The 6,786-nt window shown below is 67.2% G+C and carries 5 protein-coding genes and 1 riboswitch; of the genes, 4 read left to right on the top strand and 1 reads right to left on the bottom strand.

Annotation, left to right across the window (positions count from 1 at the left end; all coding sequences use genetic code 11):
• The first annotated feature begins 55 nt into the window (after positions 1-55).
• Positions 56-187: riboswitch (glycine riboswitch) on the top strand.
• 54 nt (positions 188-241) lie between these two features.
• The 4 genes from gcvT to Q0982_RS09415 all read left to right on the top strand — a co-directional run bounded on the left by gcvT (position 242) and on the right by Q0982_RS09415 (position 5,583).
• On the top strand, positions 242-1,369 hold the full coding sequence (gene gcvT / locus Q0982_RS09430; RefSeq protein WP_299394580.1) for a glycine cleavage system aminomethyltransferase GcvT: 1,128 nt from the start codon (positions 242-244) through the stop codon (positions 1,367-1,369).
• Positions 1,370-1,398: 29 nt separating this feature from the next.
• On the top strand, positions 1,399-1,776 hold the full coding sequence (gene gcvH, locus Q0982_RS09425) for a glycine cleavage system protein GcvH (protein ID WP_299394577.1): 378 nt from the start codon (positions 1,399-1,401) through the stop codon (positions 1,774-1,776).
• Positions 1,777-1,847: 71 nt separating this feature from the next.
• Positions 1,848-4,748, top strand: coding sequence for an aminomethyl-transferring glycine dehydrogenase (gene gcvP / locus Q0982_RS09420; protein ID WP_299394575.1), 2,901 nt, complete (start codon positions 1,848-1,850; stop codon positions 4,746-4,748).
• 193 nt (positions 4,749-4,941) lie between these two features.
• On the top strand, positions 4,942-5,583 hold the full coding sequence (locus tag Q0982_RS09415) for a class I SAM-dependent methyltransferase (RefSeq protein WP_299394572.1): 642 nt from the start codon (positions 4,942-4,944) through the stop codon (positions 5,581-5,583).
• Positions 5,584-5,595: 12 nt separating this feature from the next.
• On the opposite strand, the gene Q0982_RS09410 is transcribed toward Q0982_RS09415, so the two are convergent.
• Positions 5,596-6,696, bottom strand: coding sequence for a metal-dependent hydrolase (locus tag Q0982_RS09410; protein ID WP_299394570.1), 1,101 nt, complete (start codon positions 6,694-6,696; stop codon positions 5,596-5,598).
• Positions 6,697-6,786: the final 90 nt, after the last annotated feature.

Raw genomic sequence — 6,786 nt, 5'->3', positions numbered from 1 at the left:
CCGGCGCCGAAGGAGCAACCGCCCCGGAAACTCTCAGGCAAAAGGACCGCAAGGGGGAGGCGCTTCTGGAAAGTGGTCGCAATCCGCCCGTTGGGCGTTTGCGCCTCACCGAAGGAGTAAACCGTGCTGTGGCCCTGCGACGGGCGGCGCGGCGAATCTCTCAGGTATCCATGACAGAAGGGGCCGGAACCACTGAAACAAGGTGGTGACGGCACAACGACCTTTGTCGGAGGATCTGGGAGTGGCCAACAACGGCGAATCGGCGGTTGCGGCGGAACCGAAGCACACCCCGCTCTACAACCTGCATAAGGAACTGGGCGGCAAGGTGGTGGACTTTGCCGGCTATGCCCTGCCGGTTCAGTATGCTGCCGGCATCATGGCCGAGCATCAGCAGACCCGCCAATCAGCTGCACTCTTCGACGTCTCCCACATGGGCCAGCTCCGCCTCGAAGGTGCGGACCGGGTCGCCGCCCTCGAAGCCCTGGTGCCCGCGGACATCGCCGGCCTGGCGCCGGGCCGGCAGCGCTACAGCTATTTCACGGCAGGGGATGCCGGCATCCTGGACGACTTGATGATCAGCAACCAGGGGGACTGGCTTTCCCTGGTGGTCAACGCCGCCTGCAAGGACGCCGACATCGCCCATCTGCAGGCAAACCTGCAGGGCGATGTCCGCCTGATGGTCGAGGAGGACCGGGCGCTGCTGGCCCTGCAGGGACCGGCGGCCGCCGCGGTGCTTGCACGCCATGCGCCGGGGGTCGAGACCCTGCGCTTTATGGATGCCGTCCCCGTCGAGATTGCCGGTCTCAGTTGCCGGGCCAGCCGCTCCGGCTATACGGGCGAGGACGGCTACGAGATTTCCGTGCCGGGCGGCCAGGCGGAGACGCTTGCCCGCCGCCTGCTGGCGGAACCGGAGGTCGAACCGGCCGGTCTTGGCGCGCGCGATTCGCTGCGCCTGGAAGCGGGCCTCTGCCTTTACGGCCACGACATCGACACCACCACCACGCCGATCGAGGCGGACCTGGCCTGGGCGATCCAGAAGCGCCGGCGAAGCGAAGGCGGATTTCCCGGGGCTGCGGTCGTTCAGCGGCAACTGGCCGAGGGGCCGCCGCGCCGCCGTGTCGGGCTGCTGCCCCAGGGCCGCGCGCCGGTGCGCGAGGGCGCGCCGCTGAAGGACGCCGACGGGCAGGACATCGGACTGGTCACATCGGGCGGCTTCGGCCCCAGCGCTGGCGGCCCCATCGCCATGGGTTACGTCACGAGCGAACAGGCATCCGAGGGAACCGAGGTGCAGGCGGAGGTGCGCGGCAAGCTGCTGCCCTGCCGCGTCACCGCGCTGCCCTTCGTCAAACACAACTATTACAGAGGCTAAACCATGCTTCAGAGGGGGAACCTTTTGCCATGAGCAATCGTCGTTACACGGAAGACCATGAGTGGCTGAGCGTCGAGGGAGATGTCGCCACGGTGGGCATCAGCAACCATGCCCAGGAACAGCTCGGTGACATCGTCTTCGTCGAGTTGCCGGAGATCGGCAAGACCCTGGCGAAGGGCGGCGAAGCGGCGGTCGTCGAGTCGGTGAAGGCGGCCAGCGAGATCTACGCCCCGGCGGATGGCGAAGTGGTCGCGGTGAACGAAGCCCTGAACGACGAGCCGGGCAAGGTCAACAGCGAGCCCGAAAGCGGCGGCTGGTTCTTCAAGATGAAGCTTGCCGACGCCGGACAGCTCGCCGATCTGATGGACGAGGCCGCCTATGGGTCCTTCGTCGAAGGACAGGGCTGAGAAGCCCGGGTAAGGGTTTGGGGGTTTCCGGTCGGTGGCAGGGACCAAGAAGGACCAAAAGGGAGACAAGCATGAGTGACGCAGTGCGCAGCCTGGCGGAGTTGGAAGTGAAGGACGACTTCGTTCGCCGTCACATCGGCCCCGGCGAACCGCAGACCCGCGCGATGCTGGACAGCCTGGGCTTGGACTCGCTGGAAGCCCTGATCGACAAGGCGGTGCCTGCGGCGATCCGCAGCGAGACGCCCATGCCCCTGCCGCCGGTCGTCAGCGAACGCGGCGCCCTGGAGGCCCTGCGCGCCATGGCCGACAAGAACCAGGTCATGGTTTCGATGATCGGCATGGGCTATTCCAACACCATCCTGCCCGGTGTCATCGTGCGCCGCGTGCTGGAGAACCCGGGCTGGTATACGGCCTACACGCCCTATCAGGCCGAGGTCAGCCAGGGCCGGCTCGAAGCGCTGCTGAACTTCCAGCAGATGGTCATCGATCTGACCGGGATGGAACTGGCCAACGCCTCGCTGCTGGACGAAGCAACGGCGGCGGCCGAAGCCATGGCCATGGCCCACCGGGTCGCCAAGTCCAAGGCCGACCGCTTTTTCGTTGCCGAGGACTGCCATCCCCAGACCCTGGCGGTCCTGCAGACCCGGGCCCGCCCTCTGGGCATCGACCTTGTCGTCGGCGATCCGGAAAGCGATCTTGCCGGCCAGGAGGTCTTCGGTGCACTGCTGCAGTACCCCGGCACCTACGGCCAGGTCCGCGATCTGACGCCGGTCGTCGAGACGCTGCACGGCCAGAAGGCGCTGGCCATCGTATCAGCCGATCTGCTGGCGCTGACGTTGATCAAGCCGCCGGGCGAGATGGGGGCGGACATCGTCGTCGGCTCCTCCCAGCGCTTTGGTGTGCCGATGGGCTACGGCGGCCCGCACGCGGCCTACTTTGCGACACGGGAGGCCTACAAGCGCTCGGTGCCCGGCCGCCTCATCGGTGTCTCCGTCGATGCCGAGGGACGCCCGGCCCTGCGCATGGCCCTGCAGACCCGCGAGCAGCACATCCGCCGCGAGAAGGCGACCAGCAACATCTGCACCGCCCAGGTTCTGCTCGCCATCATCGCCGGGCTCTATGCCACCTATCACGGCCCCGACGGCCTCCGAACCATTGCCCAGCGGGTGCAGCGCCTGACCGGCATCCTCGCCGGCGGCCTCGCCCGCCTCGGCTATGTGGTGGAGAACGACAGCTACTTCGACACCCTGACGGTGAAGGCGCCGGGGCGCGCCGCGGCGCTGGTCGCCGCGGCCCGGGCTGCGGGCATCAACCTGCGCCCCATCGACGGCGACCGCCTGGGCATCGCCCTCGACGAGGTGACGACCCGCGAGCATCTGGACCTGCTGCTGGAAGCCTTTGCGAAAGGCGATGCGCCGACGGTGGAAACCTTGGAGAACGAGGCTTCGTCTGGCATTCCCGAGGCGCTGCGCCGACGCAGCGATTTCCTCACCCATCCGGTCTTCAACCTCTATCATGCCGAGACCGAGATGCTGCGCTACCTGCGGCGTCTCCAGTCCAAGGACATCGCGCTCGACCGCGCCATGATTCCGCTCGGCTCCTGCACCATGAAGCTCAACGCGACGACGGAGATGGAGGCGGTCACCTGGCCGGAATTCGCCGACCTGCATCCCTTCGCGCCGCTCGACCAGGCCGCCGGCTACCGCCAGCTCTTCGACCGGCTGGAAGCCATGCTCTGCGCGGTCACCGGTTTCGAGGCGGTGTCCCTGCAGCCCAACGCCGGCTCCCAGGGCGAGTACGCCGGTCTCATGACCATCTGCAAGTATCATGAGAGCCGCGGCGAAGGGCATCGCAACATCTGCCTGATCCCCTCTTCGGCGCACGGCACCAACCCGGCCTCGGCCACCATGGCCGGCCTGCGCGTCGTCGTGGTCGCCTGCGACGACCAGGGCAACGTCGACGTCGAGGACCTGAAAACGAAGGCCGGCGAGCACCGCGACAACCTGGCAGCGCTGATGGTCACCTATCCCTCGACCCACGGCGTCTTCGAGGAGGCGATCCGCGAGATCTGCCGGATCATTCATGACAACGGCGGCCAGGTTTACATGGACGGCGCCAACCTGAACGCGCTGCTGGGCGTCTGCAAGCCGGGGGAGATCGGCGCCGACGTCTCCCACATGAACCTCCACAAGACCTTCTGCATTCCCCACGGCGGTGGCGGCCCCGGTATGGGCCCCATCGGCGTGATGGCGCATCTCGCGCCCTTCCTGCCGGACCATCCGGTGGTTCCGGGCGTCAATCCGGCGGCGGGGCCGACCGGCACCATCGGCACCATCTCCGCCGCGCCCTGGGGCTCCTCCAGCATCCTGCCGATCTCCTGGGCCTACATCGCCATGATGGGGGCGGAGGGGCTGACCCGGGCGACGCAGATGGCGATCCTCGGCGCCAACTACGTGGCGCACCGCCTGGCGCCCCATTTCCCCGTGCTCTACACCGGCCAGAACGGCATGGTGGCGCACGAATGCATCATCGATCTCAGGCCGATCAAGGAGGCCTGCGGCATCTCCGTCGAGGACGTGGCCAAGCGGCTGGTGGATTACGGCTTCCATGCCCCCACCATGTCCTTCCCGGTCGCCGACACGCTGATGATCGAGCCGACGGAAAGCGAGTCCAAGCGGGAGCTTGACCGCTTCTGCGACACCATGATCGCCATCCGCCGGGAAATCGCCGAGGTGGAGAGCGGCGCGGCGGATGCGAAGAACAACCTGCTGCACAACGCCCCTCACACCCACAGCCTGCTGCTGGGCGACTGGGACCGCCCCTACGACAAGGCGCGCGCCTTTTTCCCGCTGCCCGGCATGCAGGAGGACAAGTACTGGCCGCCGGTCGCCCGCATCGACAACGTCGCCGGCGACCGCAACCTGGTCTGCACCTGCCCGCCCATGGAGGCCTACCAGGAAGCCGCGGAGTAACCGGTACTCTCTGGCCGCAGCGGCATCCGGTCACGCGTCGTATGGACCGGCCCGGGTGCTTTCCGGTCCCGGCTCTTTTGGGTATGCCCACGCAAGGCCGTTGCAATCTGCGCCGGGCGGGAGGACCTTACGCGGCGCCGGCCGCGGGTGGAGCCGGAGTCCTTTTCAGACAAGATCATATGTGGGAGATGCAATGGCTCAGGCAGCCAGGTTTTGGGACAACGTCGCGCTGCGTTATTCGAAGAAGCCGGTCAGTGACGAGGCGTCCTACCAGAAGAAACTGAAGATCACGCAGGCGTACTTTCGCCCGGATATGGAGGTGCTGGAACTCGGCTGCGGCACCGGGTCGACCGCCATGGTCCACGCCCCTTTCGTGAAGCACATCCACGCCGTCGACATCTCCGCCGGGATGCTGGAGATCGCCAGGGACAAGGTCGAGGCCGCCGGGATCGACAACATCACCTTCCAGTGCGCGGCGGTCGACGATTTCACCGCGCCCGATGAAAGCCTCGATGCCGTCCTGGCGCTCAGCCTGCTGCACCTTGTGACCGACAAGCAGGCGGTGATGGCGCGGATTCACAGGATGCTGAAACCCGATGGCCTCTTTGTCAGCAGCACCGTCTGCCTGGGCGAGAACATGATGCGCTATATCCGGTTCATCAATCCGTTGGGCCGGGCGCTCGGCCTGATGCCGCTGGTCAAGGTCTTCACCGCCAAAAACATGGAAGACAGCGTGACCGCCGCCGGCTTCGAGATCGAGCGCGTCTGGCTGCCGCCCGACGGCATCACCGCCTTTATCGTCGCCCGTAAAGTGGGGGGCGGGAAGAACGCCTGAGACCGGTCGGCGTCAGCAGCCCGCCGTCGGACCCGCCGGTGGGCGGGCCGCTTCGGCGAGCGCGGCCGGACCCGACAGATCGGCCAGCCAGGGCGCCTCCACCGGGCGCAGGGCGGGCTCGCCAGAGAGGTTGGCCAGCAGCCAGTCCAGATCGCCCTCGGCCTGGCGCTGGCTGCGCCGGCGCTCCGGGGCCATGGCTTCCAGCCCCTCGCCGGTTTCCTCGGCAATGGCGAAGCGGAAGACGTAGTTGGGCGTCATCCCCATGCGCAGGTCGGAGACCACGACCTCCCCGTCTTCCAGGTCCACGCCGTAGAAGCCGTCGCTGAAGGCGGCCAGCTTCTCCAGCGCTTCGGACTCGCCGAGGCAGGCCAGATGCTCGGTGCCGCGCGGGTGGATGTAGGCGGTGATCCGCTCCTGTGGCCCGAAGAGGGGGACGTAGAGGTTGACGTAGCGGTCGCCGGTGACCGCGATCACCTTCCAGAACAGGCTGTTGAAGGGGGTCGGATTGGCCAGCAGGCGGTCCGGATAGACGCCGGCCTCCGCCAGCAGCGTGCGCGCCCGGGTCTCTATGGCCTGCTGTGCGGCCAGGCCTGCACCGAGATAGGCTGTGGAGACCGCAAGCGCGGCGGTCGCCGCCTTCCCGAATCGCGGCGTCCAGTTTCCTTTGAACAGCGCCCAGATCACCACCACCAGCAGCGGTATGGAGTAAAGCGGATCGATGATGAAGATCGATCCGGCGCCCACCGGGTCCGGGAACAGCGGCCAGAAGATTCTTGTGCCGTAGACGGTCAGCGCATCGATGATGGCGTGGGTGACGAAGATCAGATAGACGGCCAGATAGCTCCGCAGCCGCTGGTCGCGCAGGCCCTCGAACAGTCGCACCAGCGCTTCCCCGAAGACCGGGGTCGCCAGGGCCTGGATGAAAAACGAATGGGTGGCGCCGCGGTGCAGGGTAAAGGCGTCGATGGGATCGTCGAAGGGATAGAGCACGTCCAGGTCGGGCAGGGTGCCGAGCAGACCGCCGGCGATGGCGGCCTTGCGCGGACCGATGCGTGGCCCCAGCAGGGCGGCGCCGACACCGGCGCCCAGCGCGAATTGGGTCAGGGAATCCATGGGGTCGGGCGGGCTTCCTGAGGGTGGCAGGGACGTCTTCGGGTCGGTCCGGCGGCAAAGCCGGAGGCCCTGCATTGATCGCCCTCAAAG

It is taken from the genome of Pelagibius sp. (assembly GCF_028281305.1).
Lineage (GTDB): Bacteria > Pseudomonadota > Alphaproteobacteria > Kiloniellales > Kiloniellaceae > Pelagibius.
This window is presented reverse-complemented; position numbering and strand designations above follow the sequence as displayed.

Coding starts and splice junctions, on each gene's coding strand:
- gcvP (WP_299394575.1), top strand. CDS start 1,848: ATGAGTGACGCAGTGCGCAGCCTGGCGGAGTTGGAAGTGAAGGACGAC.
- Q0982_RS09410 (WP_299394570.1), bottom strand. CDS start 6,696: ATGGATTCCCTGACCCAATTCGCGCTGGGCGCCGGTGTCGGCGCCGCC.
- Q0982_RS09415 (WP_299394572.1), top strand. CDS start 4,942: ATGGCTCAGGCAGCCAGGTTTTGGGACAACGTCGCGCTGCGTTATTCG.
- gcvH (WP_299394577.1), top strand. CDS start 1,399: ATGAGCAATCGTCGTTACACGGAAGACCATGAGTGGCTGAGCGTCGAG.